Genomic DNA, 20939 nt, shown 5'->3' with positions numbered 1-20939 from the left:
CCTATGGTCAGCATCGACGTCTGGAACGCCTCGGTCGACTTCCCGATCTTCGACGCGAAGTCGAGGTCGCTGAAGAAGCTCGCGCTGGGCAAGGTCGGCGGCCGGATCGGCGCCGAGGGCCGCGTCCCGATCATCGAGGCGCTGCACGACATCACCCTCTCGCTGCGGCACGGCGACCGCGTCGGCCTGGTCGGCCACAACGGCGCGGGCAAGTCCACCCTGCTGCGCCTGCTGGCGAACATCTACGAGCCCACCCGGGGCAGCTCCCGCATCCAGGGCAAGGTGGCGCCCGTCTTCGACCTGGGCGTGGGCATGGACCCGGAGATCTCCGGGTACGAGAACATCATGATCCGCGGCCTGTTCCTCGGCATGGGCCGCAAGGACATGGAGAAGCGGGTCGACGACATCGCCGAGTTCACCGAGCTGGGCGACTACCTCTCGATGCCGCTGCGCACGTACTCCACGGGTATGCGGGTGCGGCTCGCGCTGGGCGTGGTGACCTCCATCGACCCCGAGATCCTGCTGCTGGACGAGGGCATCGGCGCGGTCGACGCGGCGTTCCTGGAGAAGGCCCGCGACCGGCTCAACGACCTGGTCAAGCGGTCCGGCATCCTGGTGTTCGCCTCGCACTCGGACGACTTCCTGGTCGAGCTGTGCAGCTCCGCGATCTGGATGGACGAGGGCCGGTTGAAGATGCACGGCTCGCTGCGCGAGGTCGTGAAGGCGTACAAGGGCCGTGACCCGTACGAGCACCTGAGCCCGGACACACTGGAGCGCATCGGCCAGGCGCCGGTGATGAGCGGGAACGGTGGCGAGTAGAGCCGTGAGCGGGTTGCCGAAGGGGTCCGTGGTCGGGGTCGTCGTGACCCGCCACCGGCGCGAGCTGCTGGCCCAGTCGCTGAAGGTGCTGGCGTCGCAATCCCGACCGCTGGACCACCTGGTCGTCGTGGACAACGGTCCCGACCAGCCGGTGGCGGACCTCGTCGAGCAGTGCCCGATCCCCACCACCTACCTCGCGTCGCACCGCAACCTGGGTGGCGCGGGTGGTTTCGCGCTGGGGATGCTGCACGCCCTGTCGCTGGGCGCGGACTGGCTGTGGCTGGCCGACGACGACGGCCGCCCCGCCGACGAGACGGTGCTGGAGGTGCTGCTCGCCGAGGCGGAGCGGCGTGGGCTGGCGGCCATCTCGCCCGTCGTGTCCAACATCGACCAGCCGGAGAAGCTCGCGTTCCCGCTGCGCCGCGGCCTGACGTGGAAGCGCCGCGCGGCGGACCTGGGCGTGGACTTCCTGCCCGGTATCGCGTCGTTGTTCAACGGCGCGTTGTTCCGGGCCTCGACGGTGGACGTCGTCGGCGTGCCGGACTACCGCCTGTTCTTCCGGGGCGACGAGGTGGAGGTCCACCGCCGCCTGGTCCGCAGCGGCGTGCCGTTCGGGACGTCGCTGAAGGTGGCCTACCTGCACCCGGACGGTTCGGACGAGTTCAAGCCGATGCTCGGCGGCCGGTTCCACGCGCAGGACCCGGAGAACCCGGTGAAGCGCTACTACACGTACCGCAACCGCGGCTACCTGCTCTCCCAGCCGGGTATGCGCAAGCTGGGCGCGCTGGAGTTCTTCCGCTTCGGCCTGTACTTCATCGGCGTGCGCAAGGACCCGAAGGCGTTCCTGGAGTGGGTGCGCCTGGTCCGCCAGGGGCAGCGGGAGAAGTTCTTCCGCAAGTGACCGGCTCGGCCGACCGGCCGAGCCCGCACCACCCGATTCCCGGTCGAGACCGCGCGGCAACCGGGTGGGAGCGGCGCGTGCGCCGCTCCCCCGGTGGTCAGTTCTCGAAGACCTTCCGCCACGCCTCGACCGACGTCAGCTCCGGCAGGGCGTCCCGGTAGAGCTGCTTCATCCGCGGCCACTCCTGGCCCAGCCGGCGGTAGTTGCGCACCGCCCGCGCCATGAGCTGGCGGAACTCCTTGGGGTCGCGCTTGCGGAACGCCACGCCCGACCCGTCCGCGTTGGAGACCGTCGCCGAGTCCAGGTTGCCCAGCAGGAACCAGCGCGCGTTGGTCGCGGGCACGTTGATCTGCGGGCGCTCCGCGGTCGAGATCTCCGGCGCGCGCAGGTTGTGCACCAGCGCCTTCGCCGCCTCGGCCGCGATGGTCGCCGGGTTCGTCGGCGGCTTCAGCATCGCCTCCGCGCGCACCATGTCGAACGTGGGCGGCGGGAACTCGCGGGCCGACGGGAGGACCTGCGCGTCCGTGTAGGTCCGGCGCAGCGCCTGGATCTCCGGCAACGCCGTGCGCAGCGAGTCGAACAGCTTCGACGGGCCCGCCAGGAAGTCCTCGATCGCCTTCTGCTGCACGGCGACCGTCGAATACTCCATCGACAGCAGGTGCCGCAGCGACAGCTTCATGCCCTGCTTGAGCAGCGTGGACCGGATGTCGTACGGGCTGTGCAGCGCCGCCATCACCAGCCGGTTGCGGGTGTGGAAGTACGCCTGCCAGTCGGTCGCGTCGTTCTTGTCGGTCCACGGCATGTGCCACACCGCCGAACCCGGCAGCGACACCGTGGGGTAGCCGTTCTCCAGGGCGCGCAGCGAGTATTCCGCGTCGTCCCACTTGATGAACAGCGGCAGCGGGTAGCCGGTGCGCTGCACGACCTCGCGCGGGAACAGGCACATCCACCACCCGTTGTAGGTGGAGTTGATGCGCAGGTGCAGTTCCTCGGTCTCGCGCAGCGACTCCTCGCCGAAGTCGTGGTCGGTGACCGCGCCCGGCGCGGGGCGCCAGTAACCCGACGCGAGGTCCACGACCTCGCCCATGCTGTGCAGCCGGGCACGCGCCTGGAGGTTCAGCATGTGGCTGCCGACGATGACCGGCTGCGCCGCCGCACGGGCGAACGCGTTGGAGCGCAGCACCGCGTCCGGCTCCAGCCGGATGTCGTCGTCCATCAGCATGATCTGGTCGACGTCGGTGTGCTCGATCGCCTCGTACAGGCCACGCGTGAAGCCGCCGGACCCGCCGAGGTTGTCCTGCTCGATGACCTCCAGCTTGTCGCCGAGCAGCTTGACGGCCTCGGCGTAGCCCTCGGTGTCCCGGACCTTCACGGCGCCCTGGTCGGCGACGAAGACCTTCCCCACCACGTCCAGCACGGCCGGGTCCTCGCCCAGCGCACGCAACGCGATGACGGCATCCACCGGGCGCATGGTGGTCATGCCGATGGCGACCTGCTGCGGCGGGAGCACCTGGTCGGTGGTCCACGCCGCCTCGCCGATCTCCAGCGTCGCGTCGTCGGTGAACACGTCGAACCAGATCCAGCCGCCGTCCTCGAACGGCTTCAGGCTGATCCGGAACTCCACGTCGGTCCACCCGTCCGCGGAACGGAGCGGGCGGCCGTCCAGGTGGATCGGGTCGCCGTTGGGCTTGGACCGGTACACGTCCAGCCGGCCCGCGCCGCGCACGTGCAGCCGGAGCACGACCTCCTCGACCACCGTCCAGCGCTTCCAGTAGCTGGCCGGGAAGGCGTTGAAGTAGGAGGCGAAGGACACCTTCGCCGACGCCGGTACGGTCACCGAACGGCGCGACGCCACGTGCGAGTGCACGTTCTCGGGCTCGTCCAGGTAGAGCGGACGGACGTCCAGCGGGTCCTCGTCGCGGGGCAGGATCACCCGCTGGAGCACCTGGCTCTGGTCGATTCCGCCACTGGAGCTGTGCTCGGTCACGTGCTTTCCTCCGGCGAACCGGCGGCGCGGTTCGAGATCGGGTCCGGGCGGCCACGCGTACCGGTGGCCGTGCGGGTTCAGGTGATACCAGCGACCATACCGCGTCGCCCGCCAGGGGCGACGCGGTGGCGGGCGGGTCAGTCCAGGGCGCCGTCGAGGGGCGTGCCCTCGGTCAGGTGGGGCGCGATGCGGTTGTCGAACGCGGTCAGCGCCGACCCGATCGCCATGTGCATGTCCAGGTACTTGTAGGTGCCCAGCCGGCCGCCGAACAACACGTTGCGCTCGGCCGCCTCGCGCTTGGCCAGCTCGCGGTACCGCTCCAGCTTGGCGCGGTCCTCGGGGGTGTTGATCGGGTAGTACGGCTCGTCGTCCTTCTCCGCCGGGCGGGAGAACTCGCGGACGATGACCGTCTTGTCGGTCGGGTAGTCCCGCTCCGGGTGGAAGTGCCGGAACTCGTGGATGCGGGTGAACGGCACGTCCGCGTCGTTGTAGTTCATGACCGAGGTGCCCTGGAAGTCGCCGATGGGCAGGACTTCCTGCTCGAAGTCGAGCGTGCGCCAGCCCAGCCAGCCCTCGGCGTAGTCGAAGTAGCGGTCGACCGGGCCGGTGTAGACGACGGGCGTGCCCTCCGGGATCTCCGCCTTGACGTCGAAGAAGTCGGTGTTCAGCCGCACCTCGATGTTCGGGTGGTCCGCCATCTTCTCCAGCCACGCGGTGTAACCGTCGACCGGCAGGCCCTCGTAGGTGTCGTTGAAGTAGCGGTTGTCGAACGTGTAGCGGACCGGGAGCCGGCTGATGACCGCGGCCGGCAGCTCCTTCGGGTCGGTCTGCCACTGCTTCGCGGTGTAGTCGCGGATGAACGCCTCGTAGAGGGGGCGGCCGATCAGCGAGATCGCCTTCTCCTCCAGGTTCGTCACGTCCTTGGCGTCGACCTCGGCGGCGTGCTCGGCCACCCACGCGCGTGCCTCGTCCGGCGACAGGTAGCGGCCGACGAACTGCGTGATCAGGCCCAGCCCCATCGGGAACTGGTACGCCGTGCCGGCGTGCATCGCGAACACGCGGTGCTGGTAGCCGGTGAACTCGGTGAACTGGTTGACGTAGTCCCAAACCCGCTTGTTGGAGGTGTGGAACAGGTGCGCGCCGTACCGGTGCACCTCGATCCCGGTCTCCGGCTCGGCCTCGGAGTACGCGTTGCCACCGATGTGCTCACGCCGTTCGAGGACCAGTACGCGCTTGTTCAACTGGCTGGCGGCACGCTCGGCGACGGTCAGGCCGTAGAAGCCGGAACCGACCACGATCAGGTCATATCCTGCGAAGCTCACGGCACTTGAGGGTACGGCAGTGACCCGCCGTGACAGCTCCCGGGGCGCTACCGCCGGAGCTGCTCCTCGGTCGCCGCGACCCGGGCGTCCAGCTCGCGTTTCACGTCCTCCAGCTCGCACCTCAGCAGGGCGATCTCCTCCACCGTGGTGCGCACCTCCTCCTCCAGGTGCCCCACCTCGCTGCTGAGCTGCAACACCACGAACAACAGCACCACGGCGGCGACCGCGAACAGGAAGTTCGCGGCGAGCTGCACGCCGGTCAGCCCCGCGAGCCACGTCGGCAGGCCGGGCACCGCGCCGAGCACCACGACCCCGAGGCCGACGAGCAGCCACATCGCCGCGTACTTCTCACGCAGCTTGCGCCGCCGCATCATCTCCACGACGACGAGCAGCACCGCCACGGCGAGCACGACGATCAACAACCGCCACTGGGGCATGGCGTCCGACCTCCTAGGCGGCTTCGTGCGGGTTCATCGCGGGCTTGCGGCGCATCAGCGCCAGCAGCAGCGCCAACGACGCGCGCATCAGGTAGACGGCGGACTTCACGGGCGACGTGCTGGGCGTACCCGCCATCCGCACCCGCATCGCCACCGGCACCTGGCGCACCTTCAGGCCCGCCCGCACGGCCATGACCAGTGACTCCAGCGTGTCACCGAGGTACTCGGCCGGGTAGTGCCGGGCGAACAACGCCACGGCACGCGGCCCGGCGGCCTTGAACCCGGACGTCACGTCGGTCAGCTTCGTCCCGGCGAGCGCGGACAGCACGACGGAGAACAACTTCATCGCCCAGCGGCGCGGACCGCGGGCCCGGTAGTCGCCCTTGCCCGCGAACCGCGCGCCGATCACCAGGTCGGCGTGCGCCAGCTCGCGCAGCAGCTCGGGCACCTCGGCCGGGTTGTGCTGGCCGTCCGCGTCGACCTGCACCACCACGTCGTACCCGTGCCGCACGGCGTACCGGAAGCCGGTGCGCATGGCACCGCCCACGCCGAGGTTCACGGCCAGCCGCGCCACGTGCGCGCCGCTCTCCCGCGCCCGCGCGCTGGTCCGGTCGGTCGAGCCGTCGTCCACCACGAGCACCCCGGCGTCGGGGAGCTGGGCCTTGACCTCGGCAACGATCTTGTCGATGTTGTTCTCCTCGTTCAACGCCGGGAGAACGACCAGCACGCGACGCAGGTCGACCGAGTCAGACACGCTGAACAGCCTAACGAGTGCCGTCGGCGGCGTTGTCGGCACGCTCCCGCAGCACCAGCCACCCGCCCAGCGCGAGGCCGGCCGTCGGCGCGACGACGAGTCCCAGCACGGCGCGCACGACGATGTCACCGGGCGACAGCCACAGCACCAGCACGCTCAGCACCGCGACCAACGCCCACAGCAGCAGCACCGCGGTGACCCGCTGCCGGGCCACCAGCACGGCCGCGAGCAGCATCACCGCGCCCAGCAGGATCGACGACCACACCAACCCGGCCACGGCCCACGGCTCGACCACGTACTCCGCGCCGAACACCAGCCGCACCACCCACGGCCCGAGCAACGCGCCGAGCGCCGCGCCGACCGCCGCGACGCCGACCGCGCCCGCCGCGCCCTTGGCCAGCAACACCCGCAACCGCCGCCTGCCGTCCGCGTCGGCGGACAGGCGCACCACGGCGGGCACCGCCATCGCCTGCACCGGCGAGAGCAGCAGCAGCGGCAGCCGCGCCACGGTGAGCGCGAGGAACAGCCCGGACAACGCGTCGCCGTCCTCGGGAACCTTGAACAGCCGCACGACCGCCGGGTAGCCGGTGAGCACGCTCGCGGTCAGGCCCGCGCCGAGCACCAGCACGAACATCCGCCGGGCGACCACGCCCCACGGCTCGCGCCCGGTGCCCGGGTCCAGCAGGTCCCGGCCGCGCACCGCGAACACCAGCCACGCGAACGAACCGGCGGCCACGGCGGCGGTCAGCGGCACCAGGCCGCTCAGCCCGGCCACCGCGAACCCGCCCAGCAGGACCGCGCGCACCAGCGCCTCGGTCACCACCAGCCCGCTGTACGGCTTGACCCGGTGGTGACCCACCAGCAGGCCGCGCAACCCGAACTGGGCGGCGAACCCGAGCGCGCCGACGGCCGCGACCACCGCCACCGCGCCGCCGCCCGCGCCGAACAGCCGGTCGCTGACCGGCGGCAGCAGCACGACCAGGCCGAGCAGCAGCACGCCGACCGCGCACACCGCCGCCACCTGCACGGCGGCGAACCCGGTGCGGCGGCCCGCCACGTCGGCCAGCGCCGCCTGCCGCGACACCTCCTGCTCGATCGGGGCCAACGCCGAGCCGGCGCCGAACAGCAGGCCCCAGAAGGTCAGGAAGACCTCGGCGTCGGCCTGGGACAGCACGCGCGCGGCGACGATCAGCAGCGGGTACCCCAGCCCGGCGGCGACCAGCGTCGCGATGCCGACCGCGCCGAGGGACCGGCCCGCCACCGGCGCGGTGCTCACCTGCCGAGCCGCTTCCGCACCGCCAGCGCGAGGCCGCGCAGCACACCGGCCCCGAAGCACGCGGCGAACAGCGGCAGCAGCTTGGCCACCGCGAGCGACTGCGTCGTGGAACCGCCGCACTTGCGCACCACCGCGCCGGCCGCCGCGGAGCCGCCGACCAGCAGCGGGAGCGCGGTCTTCGGCTTGCGCAGCGCCAGCGCGACGCCCGCGACGCCGACGCCGGCCGCGACGAACGCCGCGTTGCGCACCGGTCCGGGCGAGTCGAGGTAGCCGTCCACGAACGTGCTGCCGCGGAAGTAGGCGTGCCGCGTGAACTTCCCCAGCGACTCGCGGCTGTGGTAGTCGGCGGCGAAGTCGGGCGCGATGAAGATCGGGCCCTGCTCGGCGATCCACCGCAGCATCCGGGTGTCGTCGCTGGCCAGCCGCACGTCGTCGTACAGCGAGGAGAACGACGTGGTGGCCTCCTCCAGCAGGCGGCGCGGCGCGAGGAACAGGCCGGTGCCCTTGGGGAACGCGTCGAACTCGGCGGCGGTGAACGACGTCAGGCGCGGGTTCGCCACGTACCGCCGCCACCCGACGGCCACCAGGCCCTGCATGAACGCGCCGTACGGGTTGTCGGGGTCGTCGCTGTTGACGTGCCCGTTCCACACCGTGCGCTCGGGGTGCCGGAGGATCTGGTCGCGGAGGAACACCAGCGAGCCGGGCGCGAGGACGACCCGGCTGTCCAGCATCAGCACCAGGTCGCCGGACGCCTTGGCGATACCGGCGGCGCGGGCGGCGAACCGGCCGCCATTGGGCTGGGTCAGGACGGTGATGCCGGGCAGCTCGGCCAGGCGTGCCGGGGTGTCGTCGGTGCTGCCGTCGTCGACCACGACGATCTCGGCGTCCCACCGCGCGTTGTCCAGCGCGACGCGCAGCGCGCCGACCGATCGGGTGATCCAGTCGGGCTCGTTGAACACCGGGATGACGATGCTGAGGCTGGGCGGGCTCACGCCGCACAGTATCCAGCGGCCGTCCGGTCAGGGGGTGATGGCCCCCTCCGGCAGCACCTCGTAGATCACCGCGTCGGGGTTCTCGTAGACCTTGTTCAGGTGCCGCACCCGGTTGAGGCCCACCAGGCCCGGCGCGCGTTCACCCGTCCGCTGCACCATGCCCTCGCCGAGGATCACGTAGCGGATGTTGTTCCGGTCGACCAGCTCCCGGACCTTCGGGTCGACGTCGATCCGGTTGAAGTTGTGCTCCAACCACCACGCGTCGCTGTTCTCCGGCGGGCCGTAGTAGTTCCAGTTCAGCGGCGTCACGCCCGCCAGCGGGTACATCCACACCGCGCCGTCGCGCACGTCGTTGGCCACGACCTCGCCGGGCCGGACGTGCTCGCCCAGCCACCGGTACGCCTCGACCTCCGCGTCGCTGACGACGTCGCCGTTGAAGTGCCAGCCCAGGCGCTTGGTGTTCGGGCCGAGGTAACCGCCGCTGCCCACCGCCAGCACCGCCACCAGCACCGCCGCGCCCGCCACCGGCAGCGCGGCCACCAGGCGCGGCCGGTTCGCCCGACGTGCCAGCAACGCCGCCGCACCCGTGCCCGCCGTGTGGACGAACTCGCCCACCGCGATCGCGCCGACCAGCGGGAACAACGCCGCGATGCGCCACGCGTCGTTGTAGAACGGCCCGGTCAGCACGGACAGGAACGGCACCATGTGCGACACGGCCGAGATGAACATCGCCGCGAACACGCCGTACGCCGCGACCGCCCACACCACCCGCCGCCGCCACAGCAGCAGCAGGCAGCCCAGCAACGCGGGCACGCCCAGCCAGTAGAACGGCGGCGCGTCGCTGGACGAGAACAACGCCGCCTGCTTGAACCCGCCGAACGCGGTGCCCAGCACCGGCCACTCGGCCCCGGTGATGCCGCCGACGTTCACCAGCGCGGGCAGCACCACGGGCACCGCGAACACGCCGCAGAGCACCACCGTCAGCACCAGCGGTCGCCACGACCGCCGCCAGTCGGTCTTCTCCAGCCTCAACAGCATCGCGAGCACCAGCAGCACGCCGTAGATCGCGACCACGAACGCCAGGCTGGTGTGCAGCCCGACCAGGCCCGCCAGGGACACCGCGATGGCGACCGGCGGCCCGATGCCCCGCCGCCCATCCACCACGGGTCGCAGCAGCGCCAGCACCGCGGGCATCAACGCCACGGCCGTCACGAACGGCCACAGCGGACCACGCCACAGCAGGTCGTACGGGAACGTCCCGAACCACGTCGACACCAGCGCCGCCACGGCCACCGCGACCGGCGGCAGCCGCCACGCCAGGCCGAACGCCGCGATGCCCAGCGGCCACATCAGCAGCACCATCAGCGCCGACACGTTCAGCAGCACGGCCATGTCGAGCCCGCCGACGTCGAACACCGGCGCCAGCAGCGAGTGGAACGTGTTCGGGTAGAAGTAGTTCTCCTTGCCCGGCGTGTTGGCGAGCGTCGCCAGGTCCGCCGGCGCGAGGTTGCCGTGCACGCCGATCCGCCGGATCGCGGCGGCGTGGTACGGCGCGTCCCAGTCCTGGCTGACCGCGTGCAACGACTTCACGCCCCGCAGGTACGTGAACACCGCCCACGCCATGCCGAGCACCACGCCACCGCCGACCAGCAGGTGGTCCCGCCGGCTGTGCGCCGGCTCGACGGCGTCGGTGTGGTCGGGCGCGCGGCGGTGCACCAGCCAGGTGGCCGCCGCGGCGACCGCGACCAGCACCGCCGACCACAGCAGCGCCGTGCCGAGGTGCCAGGCCACGCCCAGCCGGGGCAGCACGACCACGGCCAGCGACACCATGCCGAACGACAACGCGGGGGCGATGGCGGCCAGGGTCCAACCCCGCAGCCGCAACGCGAGCCCCAAGGCGAGTCCCGGCACCCAGTAGGCCAGGACGACCAGGGCGATCATCTGCGGTTCCTCTGCGCTCTCCGTGCTCCGGTGGTGGTGCTCGTCATGCGCCGGACTGGGCGCGCACGGCGGCCACGGCCCGGTGGGACGGCAGGATCGACGCGCGTTCCGCGTCCGCGTCGACCCGGCCCTCGATCAGGTCCAGGAACCGGTCGAGCTGGGTGGCCAGCGGTTCCCGCGCGGTCACCAGCTCCGGGATCTCGATGATCGCCTGCTGCCGGTAGCCCCGGCCGTCCGGCGTCGCCGCGTCCTGGGAGACGTGGTGGTAGATCGTGATGTTGCGGGTGAGCAGGTCGACCTCGATGAGGCGGTCCAGCTCGGTGATGGACAGCGTGCGGATCTTCCGCTGCCCGATGCGGCTCGCGGACACCGCGGCGAGCGCGCCCGACGGGAAGCCCATCAGGGTGTTCACCAGGTCCTCCGCGCCGGGCGCCGAGTCCGGGTGGAACTGGCCGACGCCCGCCGAGAACCGGACCGGCTCCGCGCCGCCCATGCAGCGGATCGCCAGGTCGACGTCGTGCACCAGCAGGTCCCACGCGACGCCCGTGCGGATGCGTGGCGCGTACGGGGAGTGCCGCACCGCCGACACGTACACGGGTTCGGTGATCAGCTCCAGCGCCGTCATGACCGCCGGGTTGTAGCGCTCCAGCAGGCCGCACATGATCGGCAGGCCGCGGCTCTCGGCGAGCGCCAGCACCTCCTCGGTCTCGGCGAGGTCGGCGCACACCGGCTTCTCCACCAGCAGCGGCTTGCCCTGCTCCAGCACCTGCAACGCGAGGCCGTGGTGCGTCTCGGTCGCGGAGGCCAGCACGACCGCGTCGATGTCGGACAGGTCGCCGACCTCGGGGGTCCAGGCCGCGCCGTAGGTCTCGGCGACGGCCCGGCCGACCTCCTCCCGCGGGTCGACGATCCTGGCCAGCTCGCAGCGGTCGTTCTGGCTGGTCACGCGGGCGTGCAGGGAACCCATCGAACCCACGCCGACGAGGGCGATGCGGGGAGTGCCGCTCATGCGCCGAGCACCTCGCGGACCGCGCCGACGATCGCGTCCACGTCGGCGTCGGTGAGCTTCGGGTGCACGGGAAGCGACAACGCCTGCCGCGCCACCCGCTCGGCCACCGGCACGTCGGCCGCGACGACGTTCGGGTTGTCCCGGTAGCAGTCGTAGTCGAACACCGTCTTCGGGTAGTACACGCCGTTGCCGATGCCCTTCTCGGTGAGCTTCGCGGCGAACTCGTCGCGGCTCACCGGGGCGTCGTCGGTGACCAGCACCGTGTACTGGTGCCACACGTGCGTGCGGCCCGGCAGCACCGCCGGCGTCTTCAGGCCGCGCACGTCGGCCAGGCCCTTGGTCAACGCCTCGGCGTTGCGCTGCCGCGCCTCGGTGACCTCCGCCAGCCGCTCGAGCTGCGGGATGCCGATCGCCGCGTGCACGTCGGTCATGCGGTAGTTGTGGCCCGCCACCTCGTACTGGTAGCGCGCCCTCATGCCCTGGTTGCGCAGCACGCGCAGCCGGTCGGCGAGGTCGTCGTCGGACGTGGTGATCACGCCGCCCTCGGCGGTGGTGATGTTCTTGGTCGCGTACAGCGAGAAGCAGCCCAGGCCGTAGCTGCCGGCGGGCCTGCCCTCGAACGTCGCGCCGACCGCCTGCGCCGCGTCCTCCACCACCGCGAGGCCGTGCTCGCGGGCCAGTGGCGCGAGGCGGCCCATGTCGGCCATCTGCCCGTACAGGTGCACCGGCATCAGGACCTTGGTGCGCGGCGTGACGGCTCGCGCCGCGGCGGCCGGGTCCAGGTTGAAGTCGTCCTCGGAGATGTCGGCGAACCGGGCCGTCGCGCCCGCCTCCAGGATCGCGTTGAGCGTCGCCACGAAGGTGAACGGCGAGGTCACCACCTCGTCGCCGGGCTGGAGGCCGAGCACCTGGAGCGACGCGACGAGCGCGGTGGTGCCGTTGTTCACGGCGACCGCGTGCGGCACGCCGGCGACCTTGCCGAACTCATCCTCGAACCGCTTGACCATGGGGCCCTGCGCGATGGCTCCGGAGCGCAGCACCTGGAGCACCAACTCCTCGGCCGCCGCCACGTCAACGACAGTGATGGGGATCATTCAGCAGTCTCTCCGCACTTCGGGACAACGGGCACGGCGCTTCGGCCTGGTACGCGGGGCACCACGCTACCTCCCGGGACGTGCGGCACCCGGCGTGGGTTGACCGGCGTGCCGGGTCAGAACCACCGTTCGAGGACCATCGCGACGCCGTCCTCCGCGTTCGGCCCGGTGATCTCGTCGGCCGCCGCCAGCGCTTCCGGGTGCCCGTTGGCCATGGCCACGCCGTGACCGGCCCAGCCGAGCATGTCCACGTCGTTCGGCATGTCGCCGAACGCCACGACCTCCGCCGGGGCCACGCCCAGCCGCTCGGCGACGTCGGCGAGACCGGTCGCCTTGGTCACGCCCGGCGCGGCCAGCTCGACCAGACCCAGGCCGGTGGAGAACGTCACGTCCACCTGGTCGCCCAGCACGCCGGTCACGGCCTCCGCCATGGCCTCGCTGGTCATCGCCCGGTGCCGCACCAGCAGCTTGACCACCGGCACGGTGAGCAGCCCGGTGCGGTCGCCGTCCGGTTCCGGGCCCTCCGGCCACGGGTGGGTGTAGCCGTCCTCGGCGATGAACTGCGGCACGGTCTCGTCGAACGCCGACGCGCCGGTGCGCTCCACCGCGAACGCCACCCCCGGCAGCAGGTCGTCCAGGGCGGTCATGATGTCGCCGACCAGCACCGGGTCCAGCGTCTTCTGCCAGATCACCCGGTCCTGGCCCACGTGGTAGAGGACCGCGCCGTTCGCGCACACCGCGTACCCGTCCAGGCCCGCGGCCTGCGCCACCTCCGGCACCCAGCGCGGCGGGCGGCCGGTGGCGAGCACGAACGGGACGCCCGCCGCCACCACGCGGCGCACCGCCTCCGCCGTGCGCCCGGTCACCTCGTGCAGCGGGCTGAGCAGGGTTCCGTCGACGTCCGAGGCCACCAGTCCAGGTCTTTCCACACCACCGATGATGCCCGGTCCGGCTGCGGGGCGGGACGTGCGCCTGGCTACCGTACGTCCGTGCGCACCGGCATCGTCATCCTTCCCGAGCACCGCTGGTGGTTCGCCGAGCCCAAGTGGAAAGCCGCCGAGGAGTACGGCTTCCACCACGCCTGGACCTACGACCACCTGGGGTGGCGCTCCCTGGTGGACGGTCCGTGGTTCGGCGCGGTGCCCACCCTGACCGCCGCCGCGATGGTCACCGAGCGCATTCGGCTTGGCACGTTCGTGGCATCCCCGAACTTCCGGCACCCCGTGCCGTTCGCCCGCGACCTGCTCGCCCTGGACGACATCTCCGACGGCCGGTTCACGCTGGGCGTCGGCGCGGGCGGCGGCGGTTACGACACCGAGGTGCTCGGCGAGCCGGCGCGGACGCCCGCCGAGCGGACCGCCCGGTTCGCCGAGTTCGTCGAGCTGCTGGACGAGCTGCTGCGCAAGGACCGCACCACGTACCGGGGCGAGCACTTCAGCGCCGTCGACGCGCGCAGCGCGCCCGGTGGCGTGCAGCGGCCCCGGATGCCGTTCCTGGTGGCCGCGAACGGCCCGAAGGCGATGCGCGTCGCCGCCGAGCACGGCCAGGGCTGGGTCACCACCGGCCCGGTGGTCGACGACCTCGACGCCTGGTGGCGCGGTGTCGCCGAGCTGGCCGACCGGTTCGCCGAGGCGCGGCACGCGACGGGTCGGGCCGTCGACCGGTACCTGAACTTCGACTCGGCCCCGGTGTACTCGCTGTCCAGCGTCGGCGCGTTCCAGGACGCGGTGGGCCGGGCGGAGGAGCTGGGCTTCACCGACGTGGTCGTGCACTGGCCGCGGCACGACGGCGTGTACGCCGGGCGGGAGTCGGTGCTGGAGGAGATCGCCGCCGAAGTGCTGCCCGCGTTGGCCGGGCACGCGTAGATTCACCGCCCGTGCGGCACATCGTGGTGGTCGGTGGCGGGATCGTCGGCTTGGCCGTGGCGAACGAACTCGCCACGCGTGGCGACCGGGTCACGGTCCTGGAGAAGGAAGGCCGCTGGGGCGCCCACCAGACCGGCCACAACAGCAACGTCGTCCACGCCGGCCTGTACTACCGGCCGGGTTCGCTCAAGGCGCGGATGGCCGTGGCGGGCAACCGGTCCATGATCGACTTCGCACGTGCGCACGGCGTACCGGTCGAGGTGTGCGGCAAGCTCGTGGTCGCCACGGATCGCGATGAGCTGCCGCGCCTGCACGCCCTCGCGGAGCGGGCCGAGGCGAACGGCGTGCCGGCGGAGCTGATCTCCGCCGAGGAGGCCCGCTCGCACGAGCCCGAGGTGGCGTGCGTGCGGGCGTTGCGCGTGGAGAGCACCGGCATCATCGACTTCGCCGCCGTGTGCGCCGCCCTGGTCGAGCGACTCAAGGAACACGATTTGCGATTGCACTCACCGGCGCTCGCGATCCGGTCGCGGGGCGGGCGCGTCGAGGTCGCCACGCCGCAGGGCGTCGTGCGGGCGGACGTGCTGGTGAACTGCGCGGGCCTGCACAGCGACCGGGTGGCGGGGTTGGCCGGGCTGACGCCGTCGGCGCGCATCGTGCCCTTCCGCGGTGAGTATTTCGAGCTGCGCCGGCCCGAACTGGTGCGCGGCCTGGTCTACCCGGTGCCGGACCCGGCGCTGCCGTTCCTGGGCGTGCACCTGACCCGGATGCTCGACGGCACCGTCCACTGCGGGCCGAACGCCGTGCTCGCCCTGCGTCGCGAGGGGTACCGGTGGCGTGACTTCTCCGGCCGCGACGTGCTGGAGGTCGCGCGGTTCCCCGGCACCTGGAAACTGGCCCGCCGGTACGGCCGGACGGGGTTGGGCGAGGTGTTGCGGTCGCTGTCGCGGAAGCGCTTCGCGGCGAGCCTGGCCCGCCTGGTGCCCGCCGTGCGGGAGGACGACCTGGTGCCCTCGACGGCCGGGGTGCGCGCGCAGGCGATGCGGCCGGACGGCTCGCTGGTGGACGATTTCCTGGTGGAGACCGCGCCCAACCAGGTGCACGTGCTGAACGCACCCTCGCCAGGGGCGACCGGTTCGCTGGAGATCGCGAAGCACGTCGCGGACCTGACGCGGCACTAGGAGCCCGGACCGCCCTCACCGGACGGGCACCGGGGCCGCGCGCGTGCCCCGGTATCCTTGCCCGTCGTGATCTCCTTCATCCTCGGCACCACCGCGGAACTGATCAAGATCGCTCCGGTGTTCCACGCCATCTCCGACCGGGGCACGAAACCGCAGATCTGGTTCACCGCACAGCACGTCGACCACGTCGCCGAGACGCTGGCCGACCTCCGCCTGCCGGAGCCCGCCGTGTGGTTGGTGCCGAAGGAGCAGGCCGTGCACATCGAGCGCCCCGCGCAGGTGCCCGGCTGGGCCGCCGCGGTGCTGCGCAACGCGTGGACCCGGCGTGCCGAGCTGCGATCGATCCTGACCGACGACGGCCGCCCGCCGCTGGTCATCGTGCACGGTGACACGTTCACCACGCCGTACGGCGCGTTGATCGGCAAGCGCATCCTCAAGTCGCGGGTGGCGCACGTCGAGGCGGGCGCGCGTTCCGGCAGCCTCCTGTCGCCGCTGCCCGAGGAGCTGAACCGGAAGCTCGCGGCGAAGATCGTGGACCTGCACTTCGCGCCCACGGCCAAGGAGGTGAACAACCTCCGGAACGCCCGTGGCGCGGTCGTCAACACCGGCGCCAACACGGCCATCGACGCCATGCGCCTGGCCATCGACGCGGACCCGACGTTCCCGCTGCCCGAGGAGTTCGGCCTGGCCACCCTCCACCGGTTCGAGCTGGTGTCGAGGGCGGACAAGTACCGCGAGGCCCTGGAGCTGCTGCGCGCGGCGAGCGAGCGGATGCCCATCCTCTACCTCGCCGGACCCCCCGAGCAGGACCGGATCAAGCAGTACGGCCTGGGCCACCTGTTCGACAACGAGCGCTTCATCCTCAAGCCCAAGCTCCGCTACCTGGCCTTCCTGCCGATCATGGCCAGGGCCAAGTTCGTCGTCACCGACTCCGGCGGCCTCCAGGCCGAGTGCAACTACCTCGGCGTCCCCTGCGCCATCCACCGCGAGCGCACCGAGGACAACCACGGCCCCGGCACCACCCTCCTGCTGACCGGCATGAACGGCGACAAGCTCCGCTCCTTCCTCGACAACTACGAGGACTACCGCCTCCCCAACCGCATGGACCAGTTCCACCCCAGCAAGGTCGTCGTCGACACCCTCTCCCAACTCGGCTACTGCTGACGGGACGGGCGGCCACGGGGCGTCGCTCGGGGAAGTCGCGGCACAGGAGGCCGAGCAGGCCCGAATCATGCTGGAGCGGGCCGAGGACTCCGCGCTGGACGCGCACGCCCTCCTGACCGCGAGGCCGCGACTCACCTCGCGGCGGCGGACTGCGCGCACCGGCCCGGGTAGTGCGAAGCGGTGGGGGTGGAGCGCGAGGCCACGGGCGCGCGGGGTCCTCCAGTACGCGCGGGCTTCACGAGCAGCGACACCGGTTGGCCGAGCGGGGTCGGGCTGGGAGTGACCGCCGTATGGCCTGCGCCGGCGCGCAGGCCATACGGGGAAACGCTTTTACACCACCGCGTCGTTCTTCACCAACGCCAGGAACCGGTCGAACGTCGCACCGGCCACGGCAAACCCGGCAGCCGGGTGCTTCGAGTCGCGAACACCGACAAAACTCCCGGCGTGGGCGACCTCTACGCAATGGGTGCCGCCGCCCCCGTTGCTGGCTCCGCTCCGGGTGCTCTTGCGCCACGTGGCAGCGGAGAAGTCAGGACCGATCATGTCGAGCCACCTTCCGTCCTTGGTCACTGAGGCTCTTGGGTGAGTTCGCCGATCACGCGGTGGATCAGTGCGACCGACTCCGTCGTCGTGAGGGCTATCCCGAGCAGATGCCCGAAGACGAGCGTACAGCCGCGAACGTCTTCGGGGTCCTCCAGATACAGGCTGCCGTATACGCCATCCGTGTACGCGATGTCAGCCGAATCGTCGGGAAATTCCATCAGTGAGAACCAACCGGTCAACCCCGGATGAGGGCCGGCACCGGCCGCGACGACCTGGAGCGTCACGTTGTCCCGAGCAGCCAGGTTCACTAGATGGTGGAGCTGTTCAACCCGGACTTCACGTGGCCCGACCACGCCTCGCAGCACGCGCTCGTCCAGCAGCACCCACAGCTCCTGGGGGTCTTCGCGGTCGAGGACCACCTGACGCCTGAGCCGCGCATCGACGCGGCGCTGCAACTCCTCCTCGGTGATGCTCCGCTCAAGCCCGAGGATCACCGAGGCGGCATAGCCCGCGGTCTGACACATCGCAGGCACGAGGAGCGGTTCCCAAACCCGCTGAACCGAAGCAAGTTCCTCGTATTCCACGAAATCGCGGATGCTCTCGGGCAGATCCCGCCCGTGTTGCTGCCAACGCCCCTTACGCCGAGCCGCCTTCGCCCACAACTTCAGACGGGACAGCAATTCCTCATCCCGAACGCCGAACACCGCGAGGAGGTCCTCGACCTCGTCGGGCTGCACCCGCGCCTGGTTGTTCTCGACCTTGCTCAACTTCGACGCCGACCAACTCCCGCTGCCCGGGATCTCCAGCAGCGCCCGGACCACGTCCTCCTGCCGCCGCTCACCACGCAGCGCCTTCAACTCGGCGGCCAACCGCTTCCGCACGTTCGGCGGCACGTTCTCCTCGGTCACCACTACCCCTCACCGCCTCGCCCGACCGGGTGAAACAGGCGCGACTTCCAGCGCGGAACTTGCGCCGCCCGAAAGTTTCCACCCAAGCTGGGCACGTACTGATCAAAGGACAAGTGTAGCGAGCACACAACATACCGCGTCGCCCGTCCAGGCCACGCGCAGCGATCACACGAGAGGCGAAGCGATGCCGGATTGCGCACCCATCGACCACGACCCCGAACCGCTCTGGGACGAGGCCGGCTTCACCGCGTTCCTGGAAGGACTGGCCACCGACGACGCCCCGCGCCTGTTCGCCGTGGCCGTCGAGCACGGGCACCGCCACGACGGCCACATCGCGGCCTACGGCATGGCCTTCCACGACCACGCCGAGATCGTGTCCACGGCAGGCGACTTCCGCGCGCACCTGCAAACGCCGGAGAACGCCCTGGCCTACTTCCAGGACGACGAGGACGACACGCCACGACTCGTGTGGCTGTCGAGCACGTGGCTCAGCCGCTCACCGTCACCAGGCGCGTGAACTCGGCCATCAGGTCGTACCCGTCCCACAACCCGGAGAACGTCAACGCCGACCCGAACGGCACGATGCGGTCGATGCCGCGGCCCGCCAGGGACACCGCCAGCGCCTCCAGCTCCTCACCCGAGAAGCCGAACACGGACAGCGTCTGGTCCTTCCGCCGCACCAACGGCACCAGGTCGGCCAACGACGACAGCGTCGCCAGCGGGAACGTGCCGGCGCCCAACCACTCACGGGGGACGTCGGCGGGCGAGGTCAGGTCGAGCGTCGCGACGGCGTTGCCGGAGAACCGGATCGCCGTCGCGTGCCCGTCCGCCGCCACGCCGTACGCCGACACGCGCTTCTGCACGGCCATCGCCGGGTCCACCACGACGCCCTTGCCCGCCAGCACCTCGTCCAGCACCGCCAGGAACTCGTCCCGCGCGTGCCGCGCGCGCCCGGCGTCACCGACCCAGAACAACGCGCGCGGCGAGGCGCACGCGGCCTGGTCGAACCAGTAGGCGTCGTTGTAGAAGCCCACGACCACGTCGCGGCGGCGGTCGGCGGACGCCGCCTCCCAGCCGGCCACCGAGATGGCCGCGAACGACGCGCGGTCGGGGAACGTGACGTCACGCGCGTGCGGCGCCAGCGGGTGCTTGCGCACCTCCGCCACGGCCCGGTCGCCACCCCAGATGACCCGCAGGTCGCAGGCCGCCGACAACGCGGCCGTGACCGCGTCGTCCCGGTCGTAGGTGATCATCGCCTGGGTGCGCGCCACCACCGGGTCGGCCGACGCCAGCGCCTCGTTCAACGCGTCGACCACGGCCTCCGCCGCACCCGCCGACCGCGGCGAGATGCGCACCACGTTCCGGTTGCCGGCCAACGCGGACAACGCCCACGAGTACACGAAGATCGTGTCCACGTTCGCCGGCGGCACGTGGAAGACCAGGCCGCGCGGGAACCGCAGCACACCCGGCCGCTCCGGCGCGGCCAGCGCCTTCGTGATCTCGCCACGCCGCAGGAAGAACCCGAGCGAGGCCAGCTCCGGGTACCGCCGCGCGACGGCGGGCGCGAGCAGCTTGCGGGCGAACGCCACCAGGAAGTCCACGACCCGCTCGTCACCGACGCGCAGCGGGTCGTCGCCGAGACCACCCAGCAACTCGGCCGCGGACACGTCCGGCCCGGCGGGGAACCGCCGCCGCAACGCGCTCACGACGCGGCTCCCGCGAACGTGTCCGAGCAGCCGCGCGCCTCGGCGCGGGGCAGCCGCCCGAGCACCGAGAACCGCTTGCCCGGCCAGTCGCCGTCGTCCACGCCGTGCACGACACCCAAATCCTCGGTCAGCAGCACGTGGCCCGGGTACGACCGGGGCAGCGTGGACAGCACCTGGATCACCCCCGGCTCGCCCACGGGCTGCTCCTCCCACGTGTCCGGGTTGCGGATGATGACGTCCGCGAAATCGGGGCAGTACAACGAGTTCCCCGAGGGGCCTTCCAGGAACACGGTGCCGATCTGCTCGATCATCCCGTAGTAGTTGTGGATGCGGGTGAGCCCGGTGTCCTCGGCGAACCGCCGCCGGAACTCCGCGTTGTCCACCGCGATGTCGACCAGCTTCTTCCACCCGCCGGAGTGCACGAGGATGCCGTTGGACAGGTCCAGCGAGTGCTCGCGCGCCACCTCGTACAGGTACTGCCACACCATGAACGTGAAGCCGAAGATGAGGAACGGCTCGTGGCCGTGCTTCTCCAGGAAGCCCTTCACCGCCGCCACGTCCGGCCGGTCCTGCTCGTCCAGCGCGTACACGTGGGCGCGCCCGAAGTTCGCCATGCCCAGCACACCCGCGCCGCGTGCCGAGAACGACCGCCGGTTCTTGATGATCCCGACGGTGTCGACCATCAGCATCGGCAGCCGCTTGCCGCCCAGCACCTCGCGCAGGGTCGCGCCGAGCTGGCGCGGCTGCTCGGCGGCGGCGTCCTTGTCCAGGTAGATGCGTGACGCGCCGGCGCCCGTCGTGCCCGACGACGTCAGCACCTTGAACACCTCGTCGTCCGGGATGCTCTTCAGGTCGTGCGTCTTGAACATCCGCACGGGCAGCCACGGCAGGTCCGCCAACGACCCGAACTCCGCCGGCGTGCCGAGCGACGACAGGACGCGGTCGTACGGCGCGCAGCGCGCCCGGTGGTGCGCGGTCAGCTCGGTCAGCTCCGCCAGCAACGCGGCTTCCCGCTCGGCCTGCGGTCGGGCGAAAACGCTCAT

General features: G+C 71.4%; 20 protein-coding genes. 6 read left to right on the top strand and 14 right to left on the bottom strand.

The annotated features are described in order from the left end of the window. Nucleotides 1-3: 3 nt before the first annotated feature. Entirely contained in the window at nt 4-819 is an 816-nt protein-coding gene (gene wzt, locus KZQ38_RS20740; protein ID WP_219443785.1) for a galactan export ABC transporter ATP-binding subunit Wzt/RfbE, read from the top strand. Between the two features lie 4 nt (nt 820-823). Further along, a complete protein-coding gene (gene glfT1, locus KZQ38_RS20735) occupies nt 824-1720 on the top strand; it encodes a galactofuranosyltransferase GlfT1 (protein WP_219443784.1) in 897 nt (298 codons plus the stop codon). Between the two features lie 97 nt (nt 1721-1817). Here the strand turns inward: glfT1 and KZQ38_RS20730 are convergent, their stop codons facing one another. From KZQ38_RS20730 to KZQ38_RS20685, 10 genes are all read right to left on the bottom strand, one after another. Beyond that, a complete protein-coding gene (locus KZQ38_RS20730) occupies nt 1818-3707 on the bottom strand; it encodes a glycosyltransferase (RefSeq protein ID WP_219443783.1) in 1890 nt (629 codons plus the stop codon). A gap of 137 nt (nt 3708-3844) precedes the next feature. Beyond that, complete coding sequence (gene glf / locus KZQ38_RS20725) at nt 3845-5029, bottom strand: UDP-galactopyranose mutase (protein ID WP_219443782.1); 1185 nt, start codon at nt 5027-5029, stop codon at nt 3845-3847. Nucleotides 5030-5076: 47 nt separating this feature from the next. Continuing rightward, a complete protein-coding gene (locus KZQ38_RS20720) occupies nt 5077-5466 on the bottom strand; it encodes a DUF2304 family protein (RefSeq protein WP_219443781.1) in 390 nt (129 codons plus the stop codon). A 13-nt stretch (nt 5467-5479) separates the two neighbouring features. Further along, nucleotides 5480-6220 carry a glycosyltransferase family 2 protein gene (locus KZQ38_RS20715; RefSeq protein ID WP_372452266.1) on the bottom strand — a complete coding sequence of 247 codons (741 nt, stop codon included), beginning with the start codon at nt 6218-6220 and terminating at the stop codon, nt 5480-5482. Nucleotides 6221-6230: 10 nt separating this feature from the next. After that, entirely contained in the window at nt 6231-7496 is a 1266-nt protein-coding gene (locus KZQ38_RS20710) for a polysaccharide biosynthesis protein (protein WP_219443780.1), read from the bottom strand. After that, on the bottom strand, nt 7493-8488 hold the full coding sequence (locus tag KZQ38_RS20705) for a glycosyltransferase family 2 protein (RefSeq protein ID WP_308258504.1): 996 nt from the start codon (nt 8486-8488) through the stop codon (nt 7493-7495). The genes KZQ38_RS20710 and KZQ38_RS20705 overlap by 4 nt, the downstream gene beginning before the upstream one ends. Before the next feature lie 27 nt (nt 8489-8515). Further along, on the bottom strand, nt 8516-10429 hold the full coding sequence (locus KZQ38_RS20700; RefSeq protein ID WP_219443779.1) for a DUF6541 family protein: 1914 nt from the start codon (nt 10427-10429) through the stop codon (nt 8516-8518). A gap of 43 nt (nt 10430-10472) precedes the next feature. After that, nucleotides 10473-11438, bottom strand: a complete 966-nt coding sequence (locus KZQ38_RS20695) for a Gfo/Idh/MocA family protein (RefSeq protein ID WP_219443778.1) — start codon at nt 11436-11438, stop codon at nt 10473-10475. Further along, nucleotides 11435-12532, bottom strand: coding sequence for a DegT/DnrJ/EryC1/StrS family aminotransferase (locus KZQ38_RS20690; protein WP_219443777.1), 1098 nt, complete (start codon nt 12530-12532; stop codon nt 11435-11437). The genes KZQ38_RS20695 and KZQ38_RS20690 overlap by 4 nt, the downstream gene beginning before the upstream one ends. Before the next feature lie 116 nt (nt 12533-12648). Further along, on the bottom strand, nt 12649-13461 hold the full coding sequence (locus KZQ38_RS20685; RefSeq protein WP_219443776.1) for an HAD family hydrolase: 813 nt from the start codon (nt 13459-13461) through the stop codon (nt 12649-12651). Nucleotides 13462-13521: 60 nt separating this feature from the next. Here KZQ38_RS20685 and KZQ38_RS20680 point away from each other — a divergent pair, with 60 nt between their 5' ends. The 3 genes from KZQ38_RS20680 to KZQ38_RS20670 all read left to right on the top strand — a co-directional run bounded on the left by KZQ38_RS20680 (nt 13522) and on the right by KZQ38_RS20670 (nt 16739). Further along, nucleotides 13522-14397 (top strand): LLM class flavin-dependent oxidoreductase, encoded by an 876-nt coding sequence (locus tag KZQ38_RS20680; protein ID WP_219443775.1) that lies wholly within the window; start codon nt 13522-13524, stop codon nt 14395-14397. Nucleotides 14398-14408: 11 nt separating this feature from the next. Next, a complete protein-coding gene (lhgD, locus tag KZQ38_RS20675; protein WP_219443774.1) occupies nt 14409-15575 on the top strand; it encodes an L-2-hydroxyglutarate dehydrogenase in 1167 nt (388 codons plus the stop codon). 66 nt (nt 15576-15641) lie between these two features. Further along, a complete protein-coding gene (locus KZQ38_RS20670) occupies nt 15642-16739 on the top strand; it encodes a UDP-N-acetylglucosamine 2-epimerase (RefSeq protein ID WP_219443773.1) in 1098 nt (365 codons plus the stop codon). Between the two features lie 330 nt (nt 16740-17069). Here the strand turns inward: KZQ38_RS20670 and KZQ38_RS20665 are convergent, their stop codons facing one another. Together KZQ38_RS20665 and KZQ38_RS20660 are read right to left on the bottom strand one after the other, a co-directional pair. Then, nucleotides 17070-17309: a DUF397 domain-containing protein gene (locus tag KZQ38_RS20665; RefSeq protein ID WP_372452265.1), complete on the bottom strand. Its 240-nt coding sequence runs from the start codon at nt 17307-17309 to the stop codon at nt 17070-17072. Further along, complete coding sequence (locus tag KZQ38_RS20660) at nt 17306-18190, bottom strand: helix-turn-helix domain-containing protein (RefSeq protein WP_219443772.1); 885 nt, start codon at nt 18188-18190, stop codon at nt 17306-17308. The genes KZQ38_RS20665 and KZQ38_RS20660 overlap by 4 nt, the downstream gene beginning before the upstream one ends. Before the next feature lie 184 nt (nt 18191-18374). On the opposite strand from KZQ38_RS20660, the gene KZQ38_RS20655 reads away from it, so the two are divergent. Further along, nucleotides 18375-18707 (top strand): hypothetical protein, encoded by a 333-nt coding sequence (locus KZQ38_RS20655; protein WP_219443771.1) that lies wholly within the window; start codon nt 18375-18377, stop codon nt 18705-18707. Here the strand turns inward: KZQ38_RS20655 and KZQ38_RS20650 are convergent. Then, complete coding sequence (locus KZQ38_RS20650; RefSeq protein WP_219443770.1) at nt 18679-19896, bottom strand: acyl-CoA reductase; 1218 nt, start codon at nt 19894-19896, stop codon at nt 18679-18681. The genes KZQ38_RS20655 and KZQ38_RS20650 overlap by 29 nt on opposite strands. Continuing rightward, entirely contained in the window at nt 19893-20939 is a 1047-nt protein-coding gene (locus tag KZQ38_RS20645) for a LuxE/PaaK family acyltransferase (protein ID WP_219443769.1), read from the bottom strand. The genes KZQ38_RS20650 and KZQ38_RS20645 overlap by 4 nt, the downstream gene beginning before the upstream one ends.

The organism is Saccharothrix obliqua (genome assembly GCF_019375475.1).
Lineage (GTDB): Bacteria > Actinomycetota > Actinomycetes > Mycobacteriales > Pseudonocardiaceae > Actinosynnema > Actinosynnema obliqua.
Note: the sequence above shows the minus strand (reverse complement) of the source record. Positions and strands in the feature narration are given on the sequence as shown.